The 22,929-nt window shown below is 34.1% G+C and carries 23 protein-coding genes; 6 read left to right on the top strand and 17 right to left on the bottom strand.

Translation table 11 applies throughout. The features are described from left to right. Positions 1-29: 29 nt before the first annotated feature. The 11 genes from atpA to D778_RS02330 all read right to left on the bottom strand — a co-directional run bounded on the left by atpA (position 30) and on the right by D778_RS02330 (position 10,341). Positions 30-1,610: a F0F1 ATP synthase subunit alpha gene (atpA, locus tag D778_RS02380; protein ID WP_007647351.1), complete on the bottom strand. Its 1,581-nt coding sequence runs from the start codon at positions 1,608-1,610 to the stop codon at positions 30-32. Positions 1,611-1,667: 57 nt separating this feature from the next. Further along, positions 1,668-2,204 carry an ATP synthase F1 subunit delta gene (gene atpH / locus D778_RS02375; protein ID WP_007647350.1) on the bottom strand — a complete coding sequence of 179 codons (537 nt, stop codon included), beginning with the start codon at positions 2,202-2,204 and terminating at the stop codon, positions 1,668-1,670. A gap of 6 nt (positions 2,205-2,210) precedes the next feature. After that, positions 2,211-2,705 carry a F0F1 ATP synthase subunit B gene (locus D778_RS02370; RefSeq protein ID WP_007647349.1) on the bottom strand — a complete coding sequence of 165 codons (495 nt, stop codon included), beginning with the start codon at positions 2,703-2,705 and terminating at the stop codon, positions 2,211-2,213. A 174-nt stretch (positions 2,706-2,879) separates the two neighbouring features. Next, complete coding sequence (atpE, locus tag D778_RS02365) at positions 2,880-3,086, bottom strand: ATP synthase F0 subunit C (RefSeq protein WP_007647348.1); 207 nt, start codon at positions 3,084-3,086, stop codon at positions 2,880-2,882. A 20-nt stretch (positions 3,087-3,106) separates the two neighbouring features. Then, positions 3,107-4,192 (bottom strand): F0F1 ATP synthase subunit A, encoded by a 1,086-nt coding sequence (atpB, locus tag D778_RS02360; RefSeq protein WP_007647347.1) that lies wholly within the window; start codon positions 4,190-4,192, stop codon positions 3,107-3,109. A 112-nt stretch (positions 4,193-4,304) separates the two neighbouring features. Further along, positions 4,305-4,706 carry a hypothetical protein gene (locus tag D778_RS02355; RefSeq protein ID WP_007647345.1) on the bottom strand — a complete coding sequence of 134 codons (402 nt, stop codon included), beginning with the start codon at positions 4,704-4,706 and terminating at the stop codon, positions 4,305-4,307. Continuing rightward, positions 4,707-4,949, bottom strand: a complete 243-nt coding sequence (locus tag D778_RS14275; RefSeq protein ID WP_040491254.1) for an AtpZ/AtpI family protein — start codon at positions 4,947-4,949, stop codon at positions 4,707-4,709. Continuing rightward, on the bottom strand, positions 4,906-5,331 hold the full coding sequence (locus D778_RS02345) for a bactofilin family protein (protein WP_007647336.1): 426 nt from the start codon (positions 5,329-5,331) through the stop codon (positions 4,906-4,908). The genes D778_RS14275 and D778_RS02345 overlap by 44 nt, the downstream gene beginning before the upstream one ends. An 18-nt stretch (positions 5,332-5,349) precedes the next feature. Then, a complete protein-coding gene (gene porW, locus D778_RS02340; protein WP_040491252.1) occupies positions 5,350-7,929 on the bottom strand; it encodes a type IX secretion system periplasmic lipoprotein PorW/SprE in 2,580 nt (859 codons plus the stop codon). Between the two features lie 156 nt (positions 7,930-8,085). Then, complete coding sequence (locus D778_RS02335; protein ID WP_007647332.1) at positions 8,086-8,808, bottom strand: ABC transporter ATP-binding protein; 723 nt, start codon at positions 8,806-8,808, stop codon at positions 8,086-8,088. 12 nt (positions 8,809-8,820) lie between these two features. After that, entirely contained in the window at positions 8,821-10,341 is a 1,521-nt protein-coding gene (locus D778_RS02330; RefSeq protein ID WP_007647330.1) for a DUF5687 family protein, read from the bottom strand. A gap of 64 nt (positions 10,342-10,405) precedes the next feature. Between D778_RS02330 and D778_RS02325 the strand changes: the two genes are divergently transcribed. Beyond that, complete coding sequence (locus D778_RS02325) at positions 10,406-11,461, top strand: ferredoxin--NADP reductase (protein WP_007647328.1); 1,056 nt, start codon at positions 10,406-10,408, stop codon at positions 11,459-11,461. 348 nt (positions 11,462-11,809) lie between these two features. Here the strand turns inward: D778_RS02325 and D778_RS02315 are convergent, their stop codons facing one another. After that, entirely contained in the window at positions 11,810-12,826 is a 1,017-nt protein-coding gene (locus D778_RS02315; protein WP_155949876.1) for a glycosyltransferase family 9 protein, read from the bottom strand. A 94-nt stretch (positions 12,827-12,920) separates the two neighbouring features. Beyond that, positions 12,921-13,529 carry a DUF4254 domain-containing protein gene (locus D778_RS02310; protein ID WP_007647324.1) on the bottom strand — a complete coding sequence of 203 codons (609 nt, stop codon included), beginning with the start codon at positions 13,527-13,529 and terminating at the stop codon, positions 12,921-12,923. Between the two features lie 161 nt (positions 13,530-13,690). Here D778_RS02310 and upp point away from each other — a divergent pair, with 161 nt between their 5' ends. Next, positions 13,691-14,350, top strand: coding sequence for a uracil phosphoribosyltransferase (gene upp / locus D778_RS02305; RefSeq protein ID WP_007647323.1), 660 nt, complete (start codon positions 13,691-13,693; stop codon positions 14,348-14,350). On the opposite strand, the gene D778_RS02300 is transcribed toward upp, so the two are convergent. Continuing rightward, complete coding sequence (locus tag D778_RS02300) at positions 14,339-15,265, bottom strand: DUF6427 family protein (RefSeq protein ID WP_007647322.1); 927 nt, start codon at positions 15,263-15,265, stop codon at positions 14,339-14,341. The two genes, upp and D778_RS02300, sit on opposite strands and share 12 nt — an antisense overlap. 165 nt (positions 15,266-15,430) lie before the next feature. On the opposite strand from D778_RS02300, the gene D778_RS02295 reads away from it, so the two are divergent. Beyond that, entirely contained in the window at positions 15,431-15,658 is a 228-nt protein-coding gene (locus D778_RS02295; RefSeq protein ID WP_007647321.1) for a DUF6341 family protein, read from the top strand. Here D778_RS02295 and purD read toward each other — a convergent pair. Beyond that, positions 15,653-16,924, bottom strand: coding sequence for a phosphoribosylamine--glycine ligase (purD, locus tag D778_RS02290; protein ID WP_007647320.1), 1,272 nt, complete (start codon positions 16,922-16,924; stop codon positions 15,653-15,655). The two genes, D778_RS02295 and purD, sit on opposite strands and share 6 nt — an antisense overlap. A gap of 90 nt (positions 16,925-17,014) precedes the next feature. Between purD and D778_RS02285 the strand changes: the two genes are divergently transcribed. The 3 genes from D778_RS02285 to D778_RS02275 are packed head-to-tail and all read left to right on the top strand — an operon-like array spanning position 17,015 to position 20,600. Continuing rightward, positions 17,015-18,334: a phenylacetate--CoA ligase family protein gene (locus D778_RS02285; RefSeq protein WP_007647319.1), complete on the top strand. Its 1,320-nt coding sequence runs from the start codon at positions 17,015-17,017 to the stop codon at positions 18,332-18,334. Beyond that, positions 18,331-19,428, top strand: a complete 1,098-nt coding sequence (gene wecB, locus D778_RS02280; RefSeq protein ID WP_007647318.1) for a non-hydrolyzing UDP-N-acetylglucosamine 2-epimerase — start codon at positions 18,331-18,333, stop codon at positions 19,426-19,428. The genes D778_RS02285 and wecB overlap by 4 nt, the downstream gene beginning before the upstream one ends. Next, positions 19,425-20,600: a glycosyltransferase family 4 protein gene (locus D778_RS02275; protein ID WP_007647316.1), complete on the top strand. Its 1,176-nt coding sequence runs from the start codon at positions 19,425-19,427 to the stop codon at positions 20,598-20,600. The genes wecB and D778_RS02275 overlap by 4 nt, the downstream gene beginning before the upstream one ends. Here the strand turns inward: D778_RS02275 and D778_RS02270 are convergent. Both D778_RS02270 and D778_RS02265 read right to left on the bottom strand, forming a co-directional pair. Then, positions 20,575-21,933: an undecaprenyl-phosphate glucose phosphotransferase gene (locus D778_RS02270; RefSeq protein WP_007647314.1), complete on the bottom strand. Its 1,359-nt coding sequence runs from the start codon at positions 21,931-21,933 to the stop codon at positions 20,575-20,577. The two genes, D778_RS02275 and D778_RS02270, sit on opposite strands and share 26 nt — an antisense overlap. Then, positions 21,933-22,919 carry a UDP-glucuronic acid decarboxylase family protein gene (locus D778_RS02265; RefSeq protein ID WP_007647313.1) on the bottom strand — a complete coding sequence of 329 codons (987 nt, stop codon included), beginning with the start codon at positions 22,917-22,919 and terminating at the stop codon, positions 21,933-21,935. Before D778_RS02265 ends, D778_RS02270 begins: the two co-directional genes overlap by 1 nt. Positions 22,920-22,929 lie beyond the last annotated feature (10 nt).

Here is a 22,929-nt window from a genome sequence, read left to right as displayed (position 1 = left end):
ATTCTGAATTCTTAATCCTAAATTCGGAATTAGCTTTTATATTTTCCTGATAAGTCTTTTGCTACAGCCATTAATGTATCTGTAACTTCATCAGTTAATTTACCAGCTTTTAAAGTGGCTAAAACATCTGCATGTTTTGCTTTTAAGAATTCTAGATAATCTCTTTCAAATTCTTTTACTTTTTCAACTGGCACATCTTTTAATAAGTTTTTAGAACCTGCATAAATGATTGCTACTTGGTCTTCTACTTTAAAAGGATCGTTTTGTGCTTGTTTTAAGATTTCAACGTTACGTTTTCCTTTATTAATTACATTTAAAGTAACTGCATCTAAATCTGATCCAAATTTCGCGAATGCTTCTAATTCACGGAACTGTGCTTGATCCAGTTTTAAGGTACCAGATACTTTTTTCATGGATTTAATTTGTGCATTTCCACCAACACGGGATACAGAGATACCTACGTTAATTGCTGGACGTACACCAGAGTTGAATAAATCTCCATCCAAGAAAATCTGTCCATCTGTAATGGAAATTACGTTGGTTGGGATATATGCCGAAACGTCTCCTGCTTGTGTTTCAATAATTGGTAAAGCTGTTAAAGAACCACCCCCTTTAACCATTGGTTTTAAGGTTTCTGGTAAATCGTTCATTTCTTTAGCAATTTCATCGTTGTTGATGATTTTTGCAGAGCGCTCCAATAACCTAGAGTGTAAGTAGAAAACGTCTCCAGGATAAGCCTCACGTCCTGGTGGACGACGTAATAATAAAGATACTTCACGGTAAGCAACAGCTTGTTTTGATAAATCATCAAACACAATTAAAGCTGGTCTTCCAGTATCTCTAAAATATTCTCCAATTGATGCTCCAGTCATAGGTGCGTAAACTTGCATAGCAGCAGGATCTGAAGCATTTGCAGCAACTATAGTTGTGTAAGCTAAAGCGCCTTTTTCTTCTAAGGTTTTAGCAATATTTGCTACTGTGGAAGCTTTTTGCCCAACAGCAACATATATACAATATACAGGATTTCCTGCATCGTAAAATTCTTTTTGATTTAAAATGGCATCAATACATACAGTTGTTTTACCTGTTTGTCTATCACCAATTACCAACTCACGTTGTCCTCTACCAACTGGAATCATGGCATCAATAGCTTTAATTCCTGTTTGTAATGGCTCTGTTACTGGCTCTCTAAAGATAACACCAGGCGCTTTACGCTCTAAAGGCATTTCAAAAGTGTCTCCAGAAATTGGACCTTTCCCATCAATTGGGTTACCCAAAGTATCAACCACACGTCCAACAATGCCTTCCCCTACTTTTACAGAGGCGATACGTGAAGTACGTTTTACAGTAGATCCTTCTTTAACTCCAATTGAAGTTCCTAATAGTACAATACCTACGTTGTCTTCTTCTAGGTTAAGTACAATACCTTCTGCACCACCTTCAAATTCTACTAACTCACCATATTGTGCATTAGCTAATCCGTAAGCACGTACAATACCATCTCCTACAGTTAATACAGTTCCAACCTCATCTAAAGTTGCACCTGCTTCAAAACCTGAAAGTTGTTGTTTTAAGATTGCTGATATTTCAGCTGGTTTTACTTCTGCCATTTTTATTTAGATATTAGACGTTAGATACTAGACGTTAGACGCCTATTTCCACGTTTTTTAATTTAATGTAAATTCTCTTTTTAACTTATTTAATTTGTTTGCAATACTTGCGTTGTATTGTATGTCTCCAACACGAAGAATAAAACCTCCTAAAATGCTTTCGTCTATCGTGCTTTTAATTTCAACATCTTTACCTGTAAGCTCTTTTACTTTTGCCAATACCTTTGTTCTTAAAGCGTCTGTTAAAGGAACGGCTGTAGTAACTTGAGCTGTTTGAGTTCCTGTTAATTCATCAAACAAAAGGTTATATTTTAATGCTACTTGTTCTAAAAGTGGCAATCTTTTATTTGTTATTAGTGTATCAATTAAATTTCTTGTTGTTTCATTAGCGTTTTTAAAAACATCTAATAATACTGCTTTTTTAACCGAAGAACTCACTACAGGACTTTGAAGCATGCTGTTTAAGTCTGAACTTTCTGCAATAGTTTTAGCTATTAGCTTCATATCGTTATTTACAATCTCTGTTGTATTTTTATCTGATGCTAAACTTAAAACTGCCTTTGCGTAACGTATTGCTGCTCTTGCTCCTGCCATTTTATCTTAGTTTAATTTTGCTTCACCTAACATAGACTCTACCAATTCTAATTGTTTGTCTTTGTTAGATAGTTCTGCACGTACCACTTTTTCAGCTATATCAATTGATAAGTCTGCAACGTGTTTTTTAAGTTCTGCCATGGCAGCTTTCTTTTCGCTCTCTATGGCAGCTTGTGCTTGTTCTATTATTTTATCGGCTTGGGCTTGGGCTTCACCCTTAGCATCATCAATCATTTTAATTTTAATATCGCGCGCTTCTTTAAGTAACGCTTCGCGTTCTGCTCTAGCCTCTTTTAAGATACGCTCATTATCTGCATGTAGGTTTTCCATCTCTTTACGAGCATTTTCTGCAGATGCCAATGCTTTTTTAATACCTTCTTCTCTATCGCTTACAGCTCCAAGAATAGGTTTCCAAGCAAACTTTTTTAAGATAATAAGCAAAAACAAAAATGTAATTACTGTCCAAAATACAAGTCCTAAACCTGGTGTAATTAAATCCATTTCTTAATTTATTTAGTTTTATAATCCCACAAGTGGGCCAATTGTATGAGGCTTGCCTCAAATTTAAAATTATTTCCTATGTTGAAACCTTAGGTTTTACATCGAAAGGTTTTCTTGAATTTTAATTAAAATACAGAGGCAACCAACCGTTACCTCTGTACTTTGTAATCATAATTAAACGATTAATGCAGCAACAACACCAAATAGTGCTACTGCTTCTACGAAAGCGGCTAAAATAAGCGCTGAAGTTTGGATTTTTCCTTGGATTTCCGGTTGACGTGCCATGGCATCCATAGCAGAACCACCGATTCTTCCAATTCCCATTCCAGCTCCAATTGCTGCTAAACCAGCTCCGATTGCTGCGATTCCTGTAATAGTCATAGTTATAAAATTTAAATTAATTAATGATGTGCTTCTTCGGTTGCCATTCCAATATATAAGGCTGACAACACTGTAAATATATATGCTTGAATTGCAGTTACTACAATTTCTATTAATCCAATAAATAATGAGAACGCTACTGAAACTGGTGCTACAGCTATGGTCTCAAAAATAAATATTAAGGACATTAAAGCTAAAATAATAATATGTCCTGCTGTGATGTTTGCAAACAAACGAATCATTAACGAGATTGGTTTTACAAACATCCCTACAATTTCTATAGGCATTAAGAAAATTTTCATAGGCACAGGAACACCAGGCATCCAGAAAATATGTTTCCAATAATTTTTGTTCCCACTAAAAGTGGTTACCAAGAAGGTAAATACTGCCAAGGTTAAAGTAAAGGCAATGTTACCACTTACGTTTGCTCCATTAATAATTGGAATCAATCCAAAAATATTATTGATCCATATAAAGAAAAATATGGTCAATAAATACGGCATGTATTTTTTGTATTTGTGGTCTCCTATCATTGGTTTTGCTATCTCATCACGAACAAAAACAATTAAAGGCTCCATGAAACCAGCAATTCCCGTTGGGATCTTATGGTCTGATTTTTTGTAAACTCTAGCTGTGGAAATAAAAACAAGCAACAGAACAATTACCGAAACCCACATCATAAAGACATTTCTTGTAATGGACAAATCTGTTGGCAAACTAGCGTTTGTAGGATGATGCTCGTCATCAAAAGCCAATTCTTGGACATTAGGCTCCAATTGGTAAATTTTTTCATGATACTTTACAAATCTCATCCCATCTTTTTCTACGATATGGGAACCTGAATCGTCATGGTGAAATTCACTGGACATAAAAGTAACCAAGCCTTGGTCTGTCCATAAAATAATTGGTAAAGCAATAGAAATAGGCTTTCCATTCCAATCAACAATATGAAACTCATGGGCATCCTTTACGTGATGCATGATCATCTCTTTGGCATTGAACTCTTTATCGTTCTCGTTCTCTGGGCTTTCTGATGCATATCCAACAAATGAAATTGCTATAAACAATGCAGAAAATAATACGTTTTTAAAGGTGTTTAATGTCATTCTATATTGATTAAAAATACCTTGCTTTAAATTCCGTGCAAATGTACGTACATTATATTAATTGTCAAACACTTTTTTAATGATTATTTAAAGCTCTGTTTTTGAGAGAGTTTTAAGGCTTTTTTTGAAGGAAACTTGTTAAGGAATACACTTCAAAAAACAAGTAAAGAAAGTAAGGTATAAAAAAGTTGAAGACTTCTGGTTGCTTGTTATCAGAATCCGACAGTAAAACTGGCAACAAAAAAACAATGGACAAAATCATTTTTAAAAAGGTGAAGCCCATAAACAGATTGAAAATCTCGGTTTTTCCTCTGGAGTATTGATAATTAATAACCGAATACAATAAGGTGGTTACTGCAAAATGAAAAACATAAATTTGCCAAATTGGGATAATAAAATTGGTGTTTTCAGCAAAATGGGATAACAAATAACTGTGGATTCCCAACAGGATTAAGGTTACTGCTACATTTTGAAGTAAAAACGAAAGCTGTCTGGATTTAAAATCTGGATTCATTTAATTGTTTTCTTTTGAGATTGCAATAATACGTCTTATTACAAAAACAATAGCAAAAATTACAAACACTAAAGACAAAATAATGGTGTACATGTTGTGTTTGTTTGGAAACGCATCGTCTAGTTTCACACCAATAAAAGCTCCTATGCCAATTATGGCAAACATTTGAAACGCGATGCTGGAATAGCGCGCATAGGTGTTAAGCTGTTTCTTGTCCGGACTTTGATGGTTCTTTGCGCTCATTTTTTGAGTGAATCTCTTTTACGGCACCTTTCATGGTGCAGGTTACATTAAATGTGGCGCCTGGCTCTACTTCCAGTTTCCCTAAAACCACTTCTCCTTCTACATGTGCCGAAGATTTTAGAGTAAGTGTTCCAGATAAATTTAATTTACCAGAAAATTTACCTTCAAAATGAGCATCTGTACCATTTAGGGTTCCTTTAATCATTCCAGACTTTCCTACAACCACTTTTCCAGGTGTTTTTAAATTTCCTTCTATGGTGCCATCAATTCTTAAATCGCCTTCACTTATTAAATCACCAACTATTTTAGTGCCATTGGAAATAATATTCTGACTTGAAATGAGCTCTGCGTTTTGTCTGTCTTTTTTGCTGTCGGAAAACATAATAGGTGTTGTTTGGGGTTATTGTAAATTTAAATATTCATCGAAATTTTTATGAATTTGTATGATTCTATAATTGGCTGAAGATACGGAAAAGAAATCTTGTGTAATTTTATCCTTTTTCTTTTCTTGTAACGATAGCGCATAGCCTGTGGCTCCTTCTTTACTCTTTAATCCATGGACAATAACAAATGTTGTTGTAGGATTATATACATCTACGGAAAGGGATAGGTCGTACACATTAACCTTGTCTATTTCTGTTTGTAGTTTCTTTTTAAACGCTTCAATGTCTTTATTTGAAGCATTTGTGAAATAGTAAACTATTTTAAAGTTTTTATCTGTTTCGCTATCAACAAAATCTTTACTGGCCAATTTTGGCAAAACAGTGTCTATAATCTCTTGAGCCCTAACGCCTTCTGGAGTGTTGGCATAATTTAAAGCCACATAGTTTAAGGCATTACTATAAGATTCAAATCCTTGCAGTCTCCCAATGGCAGTGGCTTTCAGCAATTCAAATTTGGGTACCATTGGGTCGCCTTCAAAAGAAGCTGCATAACTTTCGGCTTCTTTTATAACTTGGCTGTATTCTTGGTCTTCCAATTTGCTGTACAGGCTTTGGTATATGCTTTCTGGACTGTTTTCATCTTTAGCTGCCAAAGATTCTGGATTTTTTAAGATGGCTGCATATCTAGAATCTGGATAATTTGAAATAATATCGTTTTTGGTTATTTGGGCTTCATCATTTTCACCTAAAAGGGTGTAAATTTTATACAAATTGTATTTGGATGGCAGTACCAACTTTTGTTCTGGCTCCATGCTTAACAGGTCTAGAAACCTCTCTTTGGAAAGCTCATATTCCTTAAATTTTTCTTTGTAGATTACTGCTAATTGGTAATATGCAAAGTTTCTTTCTTTTACAATACTATCTATGGCTTTTTGATCTGTTGGAATTTGACTTATATAGTATTCTGGTTTAAAAAGCTCATTCTCGGCAAGTACTGCACTTTTAGCATCTTTGGCAGATACATTGATGTTGGTTTTACTTTTAGTAGACCATCTCCAGTTGTCTTCCAACGGTCTATCTCCCCATTTTTTTAGGAAATCGTTTTTACCATAAGCTACAGTTGTAGGATTGTAGAAATAAAAACTGGAACCTGGTGGTGTGTTGGGACCTCTTGACAGGCTTTTACTTGAATCTCTGGAAGCAAACCCGTTTTTATTGTTATCCATTGAAGTAAAATCCCGGTTTCTGTTTGCTGCTTCTTGTTCTAGTTCTTTTCTTTCTAATTCTTCTTGGGCTTTCACTTTTAGTTTTTCGGTGTAATCTTGAAAAAAAGCCAATTGTTCATCTTTAGAGAGCGTTGTAAGGCTTATGATGCTGTCGTTGGCAAATGCAATGTCTTCGTAATAAATAACATCGTCCAGATTATCTCTTTTCCGTTTCATGATACGATAGGGTTTTGTATCTTTTTTCATGTTAAGCATGGTACTATCGTAATAAGCTCCTGCAATTTTATATTCGGTGTAATCGAAGAAGTAATCCCCTAAAATTTCATAATTAATGGCTTTTAACCTTTTATCGTTTGTGATGGCCCTTAATGACCTGTTATAATATTCCACAGCCAAGGAATCTTGACCACTTCTGGCGTGAAAGTTCCCTATTTGATGATATATTTTATCCAAATAAGGTCTGTTTTCCCTGTTTTCTTCAATATCTGTAAGGGTTTCGGCTAGTTGTACCTTGTCTCCCGTTTCATGATCGAAATTATTGGCTTTTTCAAGTTGTGCAGCAATTAAATAGATGCGAGGTGTTTTTCGGTTTAGTTTAATTACCTTATCAAAAGCCATGTTGGCACTGTCTTTATAACCCAATTTGTTATAAAGCTGTCCTTGAATATATCTATAGCGTCCACGTTCATCATTGCTTTTGGTATTTAAACTAGCAACATTCAATTGGGTAGCAGCACTATCCAATGCTTGGATATTGATATATGCTTGAGCCAAGGTAGAAGTAGCATCTGCTAAATCTTGGTCTTTAAGTGTTTCTTGTTTTAAAAGTCGCTTTAAGTTTTCTATAGCCACTTCTTCGTTTTCCAACCGTAGGTTGGTTTTTTCTCGCCATATTTTTGCCTGATTGATTTTATCGCTAGCTGGATACTTGTAAAGAATGTAATTAAAAGCTTCTAGAGCAGGCACAAACCTTTGGTCAAAATACCTAGCTTTTCCCAATAGCAGATAGGCTTCGTCCATTTGAGGGTTTACCTCTTTCCCCTGAATGTTCATACTATGCATTTGAATGGCCTTAACGGCTTTTTCTTCAGCCCTGGAAAAACGCTCATTTTCATTTTGCCCTGGAAGTGTGATCTCTTCTGAGACCTGCATACGTTCTATTGGTAAAATATCCCAGTAATTGTCTTCGTAAGTGGCATTAAGCTCTTGCCTGCCTTCCTCTAAAGCTATGTAACCATTGTACAAGGTATTGTCTTTAGCTGCGAGTGCATGGTAGTTTCGGCTTAAAAAAGTGTCTTTCTTTCTAGAGCAACTTACTATTAAAAGCGTGATACAAAACAGAAATGATATAATTCTAAAAGATGTGCGCAACGTTGATTGTATTTGGTTTTAGATTAAACTAAATTAAGCTACATTTATTATGTATAGCCGTAAAAATAAGGCATCTTTTTGAATTATTTGTAAAGAAATATATCAAATATAACTTCTTCCAAGTTGGCTTGGTTGGAATAGGTACTGTTTTAAACTTTAATTTGCTTCGTTTACAAGCGTTTCGTTGCCAGCAAAATGTGCTTCCAATTCTTTTAAAGTAGCCGCACTTGTTGCCAAGTCCTTGACCACTTCGCCTTTTTCCAAAACCACAATCCGTTCGCACACATCTGTAACGTGCAACAAATCATGACTGGATATCAAAACCGTTACGCCTTGGGTTTCGGCAAGGTTTTTAATAATGCTCTTTAATCGAATTTGAGTGGTTGGATCTAAATTGGCAAATGGTTCATCCAGGATAATAACTTCTGGGTTTCCTATTAATGCTGCTACAATGCCAGCTTTTTTCTGGTTTCCTTTGCTTAAATCGCGCAAGTACTTTTTCTGGTTCAATATTTCTCCATGAAAAAAGTCTTCGAATTGTGCCAATAAATTGTCCACATCTGCTTTGTTTTGACCTCTAAGCTCTCCTATAAAATAGAAATATTCTTCTGGTGTTAAATAACCTATTAAAAAACTTTCGTCTATAAATGCCGACGTAAACGGTTTCCAATCTTCGCTATTATTTACTAAAATATCTTTGCTTGTAATTTGTCCCGAACTTGGTTTTATCAAGTCTAACAGCAAACTGAAAAAGGTGGTTTTTCCTGCGCCATTGTTTCCAACCAAGCCAAAACTTTGACCTTTAGGGATGTTTAGTTGCTCTATATTTAAAACAGTATTGTTTCCGTATTTTTTTGAAAGGTTTGATGCGTTTATCATAATAATTATGTATTAGTTGTCCTGGCCAAAAGCCTGAATCATTTTGTATTTTGAGTCTAAATATTTTGTGGTAATGATAGTCATGAGTTTTTGGTGAAATACAACGCCTACCAAACCAAGTACAGCAAGGACCAAACAGCCTATTTCAAAACTGAATAAGGCATAAACACCACCAAAAATAGCCAATGGCAAAAACATTAACGGGATTCCTAAAAGCCATTGTACTGCTCCTGTTCCTTGATAATTAAATGCTGCTCGTTGATTTAAGTCTATTTTTTTTCTATTGAATGAACCTGCATATAAAATAACATGCGTATTGATTCCAATGTTGTAAATGGCTGCTGCTAAATGTGCCAATAAAATGTTCCATCCAAAATACACATAAGGGATGCTTAAAATAAACATGATAACCACACTTACTGCCATTAAGGTAAATTTAGATTTTAAATATTGTTTATATGGTATGTTTTGGCTCATGAGCATTTTGTAATAGCCACTGTCCCAAGCAGGAATAAACTGTCCGAAATTGATTAAAAAGATGCCTGTTACAAAAATGCCAATAAAAGCAAACATCCAAGATTGGTCTTGATAAACCGGATTTGGATAAAAAAACAATCCATATAACAATCCAATTAGCAAAATAAAAATTGAAGATCGTGGTCTTTTATTTCGCCATATCAGCTTTAAATCCAACTGCATAAATGGTGCAGCATCGCCAAACTTCCTGGTCCATTCCAGATTAGAGGCATTTACCTCCTGAACTTTGGTTTTTAAAGAACTGTCCAAATATAATTTAGCTTTTAATTTACTGTAGTTTAAAACATACAAGACAACCAATAATAGCAACGGAACAACTAAAAGCAAAGGAGTGTCGTAAATAGATGAAATGGCTCCAGACACCAAACTGGTAAACGAAACAATATTAAAGTAGTTAAGTGCAAACAAGCTTCCTCCCAAGGCAATTATAGGCAAAAAAGAGAGTTCGGTTTCCGAAGTAAAATTTTCAATGATGAAATTTAAAAAATTGATGCCAAGCGTGATTATAAAAATACTCACCATCCAAGACACAACCGAAACAGCTGGATAGCCATTGCCTAGCAACATCGTTCCAAATGGAATGATTGCAAAAAGAGGCAAAAAATTAAAAAAAGAAAAACACGATTTTGCCAAGACGTAATTAACAACCTTACTTCTTTTAACAGGCAGGGTCAATAATGGTTTTACACTCATAACTGGCAGTTTTTGAAAGAAAAAGCGCATAATTACATCGGCTAAAAACCAATAAAACAAATAACTGTTTACAATATTTAAAGGGTCTTGATCTGGAAATGTGTCTTTTAAAATAGGGTATAACGCAATACCCAACGCCAAAAATGTAACTACAAAATATAAAGCTACAAAAACAAGTAAAACATTTAAAGCCATGCTTTTTTGCCAATAAGCAGATCTAAAATATTGCTTCCATTCTAAGTTTATAAAGTGTTTTAGTTTCATTTGAATTGAGTTGGTTTTTTCTATTAGTAATATTAACATACATTTTGTTACAATCAAAACTTAATTCCTAACAGTATTTCTTATTTTTGTCAAAAATTTAAATATGTCACATTTTCATAACCTTACCATAAAAGATATCATTAGGGAAACAGACAAATCTGTTGTAATTAGTTTCCAAGTTCCAGCCCATTTAAAATCTACTTATGCCTTTAAAGCTGGACAATATGTTACCTTAAAAACTACTATAAACAACCATGAGGTAAGACGCGATTACTCGCTGTGTTCTTCTCCAAAAAGTGGCGATTTAAAAGTGGCTGTTAAAGAAGTGACAGATGGTACGTTTTCTTCGTATGCCAACAACACACTAAAAGCTGGAGATGTTATAGAAGTGGCGCCACCCAAAGGACGTTTTGTTTTTGAACCTAACGATTCCAAAACCAAAAACATTGCCCTTTTTGCAGCTGGAAGTGGTATCACGCCAATCTTAAGCATTATTAAATGTGCTTTGGAAGAAGAGGTTTATAGCAAAGTCATTCTTGTTTATGGGAATAAAACCACTGAGGACACCATGTTTTTGCAAGAGCTTTTAGACCTTCAGCATAACTACAAAGAGCGTTTCTCCATACAATTTGTGTTTAGTCAAGCCGATGAAGAAGATGCTATTTTTGGACGTATAGAAAAAAGTACCGTAAACTTTGTAATGAAAAACACCCACAAGCACGTGGTTGTAGATGCTTTTTATTTGTGTGGTCCAGAAGCCATGATCCATACGGTTAAAGATGTCTTGACCGAACATAATATTCCTAAGGAACATATATTTTATGAACTTTTTAAAGCGGCTAAACCTGCTGATGTTAATGAAGATGACATTGCTAGTGGGAACACTAAAATTACCGTTGTGGTTGATGATGAAGAAACCACCTTTGAAATGTCTCAAAAACAATCCATTCTTGAAGCTGCTTTAGACGAAGACTTAGATGCACCTTATTCTTGCCAAGGTGGTATTTGCAGTAGCTGTTTGGCTCGAGTGGTTGAAGGTGAAGTAACCATGAGGCAAAACAACATCTTAACAGATAGCGAAGTGGCTGAAGGATTGATTTTAACTTGCCAAGCGCATCCAACAACGCCTACTGTGAAAGTGGATTATGATGATATATAAAGCTCTCTATGTCCTTCGGACATCTCTCCGAATTTATAATTAGTTAGACATTTTAAATTTTTTAAACCTGAAAGTTCTTTTTATTGAAGATGAATTAATTATTTTAAATATAATCCTATACCTAGTATTATACAAAAGATTCCAATAAAAAAATACCCTACAATACTCATTTGCCCTACTAGACTTGAATCTTTATAATTTTTATTATAATCATATAGAGAATATAATAAAAGTAAAATTCCAAATATGAAAAATAGAAATGGATTTTCAAAAAGATTAAAATCAAATTTTAATAATGTCATTTTTATTAATTAACAATTAAAAAAACTGTAACTACTGGTAAAATCGTCAAAGAACTAAATTTATTTTCTCAACAACTCTTTCCGGAGCAATACTTCCAGCTGCATCTTGATAGCCTTCAGGATATTTATTCCCATAAATAGACGTTGGAATTAATGGGAATTGTTCTCTATCTGAAAGTAGTGCAAAATCTTCAGGTTGATTAAAAGGCGCAAAACCAGCATAAGGATGCGTCACTCCCCAAATGGTAATTACTTTTACACCTAACATAGCTGCCATATGTGCATTTCCTGAATCCATAGACAACATCACATCTAAATTGGAAATGACATCTAATTCTTCATCAAGGGTTAATTTTCCAGCTAGATTAATAACATTTTCATATTTGTTTTGGTAAGCATCAAGAATGTCAACTTCCTTTTTGCCTCCACCAAACAATAATATTTTATGAGTCTTTGAAAGTGTTTCAATTACTTGCTCCATCAAATCCAAAGGATACATTTTACTTTCGTGTGCTGCAAAAGGTGCCATGCCAATCCATTTTTTAGTGTCTTCTCCTACTAAATCCTGCAATTTGGAATTTAACGCTACACGATTTGGAAATTTAGGGTTTGCTAAATCTAACAGAAATCCTAATTTTCTAAAAACATCTGCATAACGTTCATGAGTTGTTTTTAGTTGTTGGAATGTTTTTCCTGAAACTAACCCTTTTTTTTCTGCTCTGCCTTTATCTATTTGCACAAACGGTTTTCCTAAGAAAAAGCATTTTAAAATATTTGTACGCAACACATTGTGAAGATCTGCGATGGCATCGATATTCAGTTTTTTTAATTCTTTTGTGAGTTTATAAAGTCCTAAAACACCTTTGTGTGTTCCTTTTAAATCGGCAGGAAAAACAGATACATTTTCTAAATCCCTAAAAAAAGGTGTAAAAAATTCCCTGGTTAAAACGGTTAGTTTTACTTCTGGATATTGTGCAGTAAATGCCTTTAAAACAGGAACTGTCATAGCCACATCTCCCATGGCTGAGAGACGAATGACTAGGATGTGTTTAGTTGAAGGCATCATACAAACGATGTGTCATATTGAGTGCAGCGAAATATCTTGAAAATAAAATTCTTCAACTCCAAGGGTTGTAGGAATGTTCTGAAAAACAGTTTTATTTCTGTGAACGCAATACTGGATTCAGTTCGTCGTCGTTATACATTTTCATTTGCTTATACACTTTCATGTATTTGTCGCCTTTTTCAATGTCGCTTAACAAGGTATCGATAGCTGTAGATAGGTCTTTACGCTGTTCCAGTAAGACATCCAATTTCTTTTTACAGGCAGCTATATGAGCTTCAGAAGCATCTGTACGTGTTGCCTCTTCATGCATATGGTATACTTTCAAGGCTAAAATAGACAATCTATCAATTCCCCAAGCTGGACTTTCGGTATTGATGGTCGCATCAGCTTTTGGGGTTACGTCTTTATATTTTTCAAGAAAATAGCTGTCTATATATTCCACCATGTCTGTTCTGTCTTGGTTGGAAGCATCAATCTGACGTTTCAGTTTTAAAGCAGCAACAGGATCTATTTGTGGATCACGAATAATATCTTCGTAATGCCATTGAACTGTGTCAATCCAACATTTTCTGTAAAGCAGGTGCTCTAACAAATGAGAATCTTTGTTGTAAGGGTTTTTAAACGGCTGATCGACTGTATTGATAACATGATATGTTTCTATAACGTCCTGAAAAATGTTGTTGGCTTTGTCTGTAAACATGATTGTTGTTTTATAGCACAAATCTACATATTTTTTAGCTAAAAGGTTTTAAGAGCCCTAGGAATGTAGATGGATGTTTGCATTATTATTAAATTGAGAATTCCAACGGTAAATATAAGCCTAATTAATTAACTTTACCACACCATAAAATAAGTAACAACATGCATATTCATAACTTTTCAAACCAAAACACCATCCTAAATACGTTTATTGCTGAAATGAGAGATGTAACCATTCAAAAAGATTCCATGCGTTTTCGAAGAAACATTGAGCGTATTGGCGAGATCTTGGGTTACGAATTAAGTAAAACCTTAAGTTATAAACCTACAACCGTTAAAACACCTTTGGGAATATGTGAGATTGAAAAAATAGACAATAAGGTCGTGTTGTGTTCTATTTTAAGGGCTGGAGTTCCTTTGCACGACGGTTTATTAAATTATTTTGACAATGCCGAAAACGCATTTATATCTGCCTACAGACACCATAAGGAAAAGCCCGAAAATTTTGAAATTATAGTTGAATATTTAGCTTGCCCAAGTTTAGAAAACAAAACCTTAATATTAGCAGACCCAATGTTGGCCACAGGGCAATCCATGATAGCCACTTTTGAAGCCTTAAAACCTTTTGGAACACCTAAAAACATTCATTTGGTTAGTGTTATTGCAGCACAAGAGGGCATTGATTTTGTGGAAAATTATTTCGACTCAGAAACACATTTATGGGTTGCCACTGTTGATGAAAAACTCAACGAATTTGGCTATATAGTTCCTGGATTGGGAGATGCTGGAGATTTGGCTTTTGGGGAAAAGTTACAGCATTAAATTGATTAAAGGAACAAGCATAAGCATCCAGATTAATATTTCCTTAAACCATTTTTCAGAAATAATCTCCATATAATTCGCCATGATTATAGACAATGGAGCAAATAAAAACAAAAATTCTGCTCCAGATTTTTGTGGAACAATAACAAGGATGGCTATAGCAATTAAAGCAGCTAAAAGCACCAAAAAATAAGACGGTTTATAGCTTTTGGACTTGGATTTTATATTTAAGACATAAAAAAATACTGCCCAAACAAAATAAGACAGGATAACCGTTGAGGAAAGGACAATTTGAGAAGAATTGAGCATACTAAAATCAAAACTAACTGCTGTGTTTATACTTGAAAAATAAGTAATAACATCTGTATTGGTTAGAACCAGGAAAGATACAGTTATAACACCAACGGTTAAGATTCCAATAAAAGGAATGATCCAGTTTTTCACATCGGCAACCGTGTATAGGAATAATGCTGCAAAGATTAAGATATAATAAAGCGAACACCAAAAACTCAGTAAGGTTGCCAAGCTAATCCAGAAAGCTGCATCAAACACTTTTTTATTGATCTGTTTTTTTGAACGAATGCTTATAATGCGTCTTAAAGCGAACAAAATAAAGAGGTTTGCCACCAACAGCTTGGAATTTAAAAAAGTTTGGGGCATCATGACCATAAACAAGCTAAAAAATAAAATTTTATAGCTGTTGTTTTTGGTAAGATCGTTTTTTCCAGATAAAAAATCGAAAACAAAAATGGAGAATATGCACACTCCAAACAACAGGAATTGCTTGAAAATGAACAATACATCAACCGATTGTTTAATATGAATGGCTTTTGTATATGTAAAAGCAACCAGTAACAACAACGTTACTGCCACAAAATGTATGGGTTTTGCCTTACTGAAAAAACTGGAAATCATGTATTGATCACGTTTAAATAAATTTCTATCAAACCTTGGATAAAAAGTAAATTACCAATATTCTTTTCAAATTATTGAAATTTAAAATGAAAAAAATGTAATTTTGTTGAGTAAATATATTGATAATACCTTATAAGCTCCTATGGAGCATAAAATTTATATAAAATGAAAGACTTTTTTTACGCTATTGAAGATTTATTTGTAAATGTTTTATTTGCACCATTTGATGCTTTAGCTAAGCTAGAACTGGAAAATTGGTTTGCAGCAAATATAGTTTCTTGGTTATTTATACTGATAGGTTTTGTTGCTTTTTTATATTGGATGAAGCAATTAAAGGCCTATAACGATGCCAATGACGATGATAAAAGCATCACATCGCATTCTTATTTATAAATCGAAACCAATATCTGTCCTATAATTCATCTTATCAAAATGTAGTTTTTCTATGTTTTGATAAGATTTTTTTATGGCCTCTTCATAAGTATTTCCATAAGAGGTGATGGCCATGACACGTCCTCCAGAGGTTACAATGTTACCATCCTTGTTTATTGCTCCAGCATGAAAAGGGATGGAGTCTGTAACCTGCTCCAATCCAGTAATTACCTTCCCTTTTTCATACCCTTCTGGATAACCGCCAGACACCAACATCACGGTTGTTGCTGCACGTTCATCAATTTCTAAATTAATTTTATCTAATGTTTGATTGGCTATTGCTTGGAAAATTTCAACCAAATCGGTTTTTAGTCTTGGTAAAACAACTTCAGTTTCTGGGTCTCCCATTCTAACATTGTACTCGATCACCTTTGGGTCTTCCCCAACTTTAATCAACCCAATAAACACAAAGCCTTTATAAGGTAAGTTGTCTTTTTTTAATCCTTCAATAGTAGGTTTTACAATACGTTCTTCAATTTTACTTAAAAAAGCATCTGTAGCAAAAGGTACTGGAGATACAGCTCCCATGCCACCAGTATTTAAACCTGTGTCTCCTTCCCCAATTCGTTTATAATCCTTGGCAGTAGGTAATATTTTGTAATTCTCGCCATCGGTTAAAACAAAACAGCTTAATTCAATACCATCCAAAAACTCTTCAATAACCACTTTGGTACTGGCTGCACCAAACTTTGCATCCACTAGCATGTTTTTTAATTCGGTTTTGGCCTCGTTTAAATCGTTAAGGATCAGCACACCTTTTCCTGCAGCCAAACCATCGGCTTTTAAAACATATGGAGGGCTTAACGTTTCTAAAAAGGCATAACCTGCTTCTACATTCCCTGCATTAAAACTTTTATATGCAGCTGTTGGAATGTTGTGTCTTATTAAAAATTCCTTGGCAAACTCCTTGCTGCCTTCCAGTTGTGCAGCAGCTTTTTGAGGCCCAATGACAGAGACGTGTTTTAAGGCATCATCATTTAAAAAGAAATCATGAATGCCCATTACCAAAGGGTCTTCAGGACCAACCACAACCATAGTGATTTCATGTTGCAAAACAGCCTCTTTAATGGTATGAAAATCGGTGACTTTTATATCCAGGTTTTTTGCAATTTGGGCTGTTCCGGAATTTCCTGGAGCCACAAAAAGGGTTTTACATAAAGGGCTTTGAGCTATTTTCCAAGCAAAAGTATGTTCTCTACCTCCAGAACCAAGAATTAAAATGTTCATGTTGTGTGTTTGTTTCCCGCAAAAATAAAACTAATGCTTCGAATACACGAATTATTTTTGTTTACTTTACAGAAATAATGTTTTACTGTTTTGAATTTATTTGACCTTTCTTTAAAATTCAGTGGCTTTCCAATTGAGAAGGCAGAAACTGCTATACAGAACATTCAACAAATAAAAAATAATGACTATCAAGCCTATGTTAACGAAAAAAAGCAGAACATAGTTGAATTTCATTTAAAACACACTCCTTTTTACAACGCCCTTGCAAAAAATGCAGACCCGAATAATTGGAACACCATACCTGTAATGACCAAAGCTAATTTGCAACAACCTTTAAATGAGCGTCTGGCTGAAGGGTTTAATCATAAAAATGTTTATGTAAACAAAACCTCGGGTTCTTCTGGAACCCCTTTTATATTTGCAAAAGATAAATTTTGCCATGCTTTGACTTGGGCGCTGATTAAAAATAGATTTGGTTGGTATGGCTTGGATTTTAATAAATCCAAACAAGCTAGATTTTATGGTATTCCTTTAGATAAAATAGGCTACTTTAAAGAACGTTTAAAGGACTTTTTAAGCAATCGGTATCGTTTTTCGGTATTTGATTTAAGTGAAGAGGCGTTGGCTGATTGTCTTGAAAAATTTAAAACTGTCCATTTCGATTATATGAATGGTTATACGAGTTCCATGGTCCAGTTTGCAAAATTTCTTCAGAAAAAAAACATGCAATTAAAACTTGTTTGTCCTAGCTTAAAAGTTTGTATTGTCACTTCTGAAATGCTTTTTGAAGATGATAAATCATTCTTGGAATTACAGTTTGGCGTTCCTGTAGTTAACGAATATGGAGCTTCAGAACTCGACATCATTGCCTTTCAAAACCCTAAAAATGCATGGCAAGTAAACAGTGAAACCTTATATGTTGAAATCTTGGATGAAAAGAATAATGTCCTTCCTTATGGCGAAGAAGGACGAATAGTAATAACATCCCTCTACAACAAAGCACATCCTTTTATTAGGTACGATATTGGAGATATTGGAATACTTTCCAAACAAAGTACCCTTAAAAAGCCTATTATGGAAAAACTTATTGGAAGAACCAATGATATAGCCATACTGCCAAGTGGGAAAAGGGCTGCAGGCTTAACATTTTATTATATTACCAAACGTATTATTGAAGATGATGGGAATGTGAAGGAATTTATTATTGAACAACACAAAAAAGATACCTTTATCGTTAAATATATTAGTAAAGAGGTGCTTTCTGACTTAAAAATAAAAATGATTTCGGAAGAAATGGAAAGGTATTTGGAAAAAGGACTTCACATTCAATTTAAAAGATTGGATACCTTACAACGCTCAAAAAGCGGTAAATTGAAACAGTTTACATCACTAATAAAAGAAGTAGAATGAATATTACCATAGTTGCTGGTGCACGACCAAATTTCATGAAAATAGCTCCAATTATTGAAGCCATTAAACAGAAAAAGTCTGAAGGTTTTGATCTCTCATTTAGATTGGTCCATACAGGACAACATTATGATAAAAACTTGAGTGACACATTTTTTGAAGAACTGAACATCCCATTTCCTGATATCAATTTAGATGTTAAAAGTGGATCTCAAGCAGAACAAACAGCTGCTATTATGATAGGGTTTGAGAAAGAGTTGAAACAACACCCAACACATTTGGTATTAGTGGTTGGAGATGTTACCTCAACCATGGCTTGTACCATTGTAGCAAAAAAAGCAGGTGTAAAAGTAGCCCATGTGGAAGCAGGTATCCGTTCTGGAGACATGAATATGCCGGAAGAAATCAATAGAATTGTTACAGATAACTTAACCGATTATTTTTTTACAACCTCTACCCATGCCAACACCAATTTAGAAAAAATGGGCGTTTCTAAAAACAACATCTATTTTGTTGGAAATGTCATGATAGACACACTTTTGAAAAATGAAACCAGATTTAAAAAGCCCCCTGTTTGGGAAGAATTAAATCTACAAGAAAAATCTTATTTTGTTCTAACACTTCACAGACCAAGCAATGTAGATGAAGAAGTACAGCTAAAAAAACTAATTCTTCAAATTGCCGAGCTTGGGGAAAAATATCCCATAATTTTTCCAGTACATCCAAGAACACAGAAATTCTTAAAAGGTTTAAAACTAGATTTTAAAAACTTACATTACATGAGCCCTTTGGGTTACTTGGAGTTTAACTATTTAGTAAAACATGCCAAGGCAGTTTTAACAGACTCAGGAGGTATTACTGAAGAAACAACCGTAATGAATGTGCCTTGCATGACACTTCGTAATTCTACAGAACGTCCTGAAACATGTGACATAGGAACGAATGTTCTGGTTGGAAATGACCCTGAAAAAATATCACAGGCGTTTTATAAGCTTTATTCTGGCCATTGGAAACAAGGAAAGGCACCAGAGTTATGGGATGGAAAAGCCGCTATTAGAATAGTTGATCATATAATGGAAATTTTCAAACTGTTGTGAAAGAGATTTTAATTGTTACAAGTTATTTTCCACCTGAAACTGGAGCTGCTTCCAATAGGATGTTTCATCTGTCAGAAGGCTTACAAAAAGAAGGTTACAAAGTCTCTGTAATAACCCCTTTACCTAATTATCCGACAGGAAAAATATTTCCAAAACATAAAGGGAAGTTTAAAACAACTACTGTTGAAAACCAAATAACCATACACAGATTATGGCTTTATGCAAGTAATTCCAAAAACAAATTTTTACGTTTATTTGCTATGTTATCTTATAGCTTTAGTTTGGTTTGGTTTTTTGTTTGGAATAAGATACCAAAAACTGTTATTGTACAATCGCCTCCTTTATTGGTGGCTTTTACCAATATGTTATTTTTAAAGTCAAAACACAGGAAACTTATTTTAAATGTTAGTGATTTATGGCCTATTGCTGGACTGGAACTAGGTGCTTTTAAAAAGAATTTTAGTTACAAAATACTTGAAAAGATTGAACGTTACAATTATAAAAAAGCAACTATCATACTGGGACAAAGCGAAGAGATTTTAGAGCATATTAAAACCCTTTCACCACATAAAGAAACTTATTTATATAGAAATTATCCTAATTTCAATCCTCCCAAGATTGAAAACAACACAAACTCCCCTGAAAAGATTACTATGGTATATGCTGGATTGTTAGGCATGGCACAGGGAATTTATAAGCTTTGCGAAGCGTTGGATTATTCCAAGTTGGAGTTTCATATTTATGGTGCTGGAGCCGAACAGTCCAAAATAGAAAAATTTATAGCCAAACATCCCAACTTACCCATTTTTTATCATGGTGAAATTTCAAGGAAAGAACTCCATAAGGAGCTTTTAAAATACGATGTAACCATTATCCCTTTGTTAAATAGGATTTATGGCTCTGTACCTTCAAAAATATTTGAATATGCCAGATTGGGACTCCCTATTCTTTACTTTGGTGGTGGTGAAGGCGAAGATATGGTTAGAAGGTTTGAGTTGGGCTGGACAGCCAAAGCTGGAGACTATGCAGCTTTAAATGATCAAATTTCAAAAATTAAAAAAGAAGATTTAAATGTTGCTTTAAAAGAAAAAATAAGAAAAACAGCTCTGCAAGCATTTGATTTCAACATGCAGTTAAAAAAACTAACTAATAGGCTTTTTCTTCACCTTTAACCGCGTTTATAAAAGTTTTAAGGATAATTTTAAGATCCAATAACAAAGACCAACTTTCTATATAGAAAATATCGTATTTAACACGACCAATAATATCCTTGTCTGTTTCAACTTCGCCTCTATACCCACTAATTTGTGCCAAACCTGTAATGCCTGGTTTTACAAAATGCCTTACCATGAATTTATCAATTTTTTTGGCGTACATGTTCGTATGACTCACCATATGAGGTCTTGGTCCCACAACCGACATATCCCCAAAAAGCACATTAAAAAATTGTGGCAGTTCATCTATACTGGTTTTTCTTATAAACTTCCCCACTTTTGTTACACGCTGATCGCCCCTAGTGGCCTGATATAAATGAGCGTCTTTATTGGGCATCATGGAACGAAACTTATAACAATCAAATTCTTTGTAATTAAACCCGTTTCTGGACTGTTTAAAAAACACTGGCCCTTTGGATTCCAACTTTATGAGTATGGCTATTAATGGAGTTAACCATGATAATAAGAAAATGATGACCAAGGAGGAAAATAAAATATCAAATGTCCGCTTCACAAATTTGTTTACAGAATCTTCCAAGGGAATGTTCCTTAAGGAAAGCACTGGAATATAATCATAATACTCATATTTCAGTTTTTTGGAATGAATGTCTTTATTGTCTGGTAAAAACTTCAGGATTTTTAGATTATTATCTGCAAAATCGATTATTTTCAAAACTTGAGAATTAGAAAGTTCTGATATGGAACAGTAAATTTCATCTATGGATTCTTTAATGATGAAATTGAAACAGGCTTCCAAACTAAAGGTCTCTTTGTCTTTAACATTAAAGGTTTTTTTATGAACATAACCATATTCTGGGTTATTGTTGAAAAAATTCTCCAATGCCAAAGTTTGTTTGTTCTTACCAATAATAGCAGTAATTCTGTAGTTTCCACCAAAAGATGATCTATATTTTTGAAGTAGGTAATACAAAGCAAATTTGGATACCCCAATTAAAAATAAAGTTAATAAGGTATATTTTAAAATAGTTATAGGTTGTATTTTCAGCTCAAGATTAAGTCCTGAAAATGCGAACATGAGTAAAGTAAATAAAAACAGCTGTTTTAAAATTAAAGAGGCAATGGTAATTTCCCTGGAATATCTATGTACTTCGTAAAATTTTGAATAAATAGATAAAATCACCCAAGAAACGGATATGATTAAAACAAATTTTATGGGCTCTACCGTTTTAAAAAAATACAGTAAGGCCAACCCATTTATAATACTTAAATCTATAAAGTATGAAATGTGTTTTAAATATCCTGAATATCTACCTTGCTTGAATGTAGTCACTATATTTTAATGTGTTTTGTAAAGTCTTTATGCTCACTTTTATGCAGCTCTTCTTTGGATAAGCTTTTAAAATATTGATAGGTTTTAAACATCCCTTCTTCCCTACTAACTTTTGGCTCCCAATTTAGGAGTTTTTTTGCCAAAGAAATATCTGGTTGTCTTTGCAAAGGATCATCTTTTGGAAGTTCTTTATAAATTACTTTTTGATGGGTTCCTGTTAATTTTATAATTTCATCTGCAAAATCCTTTATGGTAATTTCACTTGGATTTCCAATATTTACAGGATAAACATAATCACTAAATAACAGTTTATAAATACCTTCTACTTGGTCAGAAACATAGCAAAAAGATCGGGTTTGTAATCCATCCCCAAAAATTGTTAGATTTTCCCCTCTTAGTGCCTGACCAATAAAAGCTGGAATGACTCGTCCATCATTCAATCTCATCCTTGGTCCATAGGTATTAAAAATACGTACAATTCGGGTTTCCAAGCCGTGAAAACGATGGTATGCCATGGTTATGGATTCCTGAAACCGTTTGGCTTCATCATAAACACCTCTAGGTCCAATAGTGTTTACATTGCCATAATAGTCTTCACTTTGTGGGTGAACCAATGGATCTCCATAAACCTCAGAAGTGGAGGCAATTAAAATTCTAGCTTTTTTCGCTTTTGCTAAACCTAATAAATTGTGTGTTCCTAAAGAGCCTACTTTTAAGGTTTGTATGGGGATTTTTAAATAATCTATAGGACTGGCTGGAGAAGCGAAATGTAATATATAATGCAGTTCTCCTTCAATTTTCACAAATTCGGTCACATCGTGTTCTATAAGCTGAAAATGAGGGTGATTTAATAGATGATTGATATTCTTTAAGTCTCCAGTGATAAAGTTATCCATTCCAATGACTTGAAATCCTTCATCTATAAATTTGTCACATAAATGCGATCCCAAAAAACCAGCTGCTCCAGTAATTAATACTCTTTTCATCTCTAAATCC

Source organism: Xanthomarina gelatinilytica, assembly GCF_000348685.1.
GTDB lineage: Bacteria > Bacteroidota > Bacteroidia > Flavobacteriales > Flavobacteriaceae > Xanthomarina > Xanthomarina gelatinilytica.
This window is presented reverse-complemented; position numbering and strand designations above follow the sequence as displayed.